Below are 315 nucleotides of genomic sequence, written 5' to 3' on the forward strand. Positions count from 1 at the left end.
AGCCCGACTGCGGACTTCGATGCGGTTCATGCCGTGGGAGAGATCTTGGAAATAAGTCGCAACTTCCTTGCTGATTGGTTTGGTAAAGGAGGGCCAGCCGCAGCCTGAGTCGAATTTGTCCGTCGAGAGAAAGAGGGGCTCACCAGTCGTAATATCGACGTAGATGCCAGCTTGGTCGCTATTCCAAAACTCATTTTCGAAGGGTCTTTCCGTCGCAGCTTCTTGAGTGACTTGATACTGGAGGTCGGTCAAGCTGTCTTTTAAGACTTGCTGGTCTGGCTTTTGGTAGTCTGCAACATCAATCAGAGGGATTTT

The 315-nt window shown here is 50.2% G+C and carries 1 protein-coding gene; it reads right to left on the reverse strand.

Annotated elements, in window-relative coordinates:
* On the reverse strand, nucleotides 1–315 hold a 315-nt coding region (gene msrB, locus C1E99_RS13805), incomplete at both ends, for a peptide-methionine (R)-S-oxide reductase MsrB (protein WP_105207824.1).

The organism is Streptococcus suis, assembly GCF_002964045.1.
GTDB classification, from domain to species: Bacteria; Bacillota; Bacilli; order Lactobacillales; family Streptococcaceae; genus Streptococcus; species Streptococcus suis_U.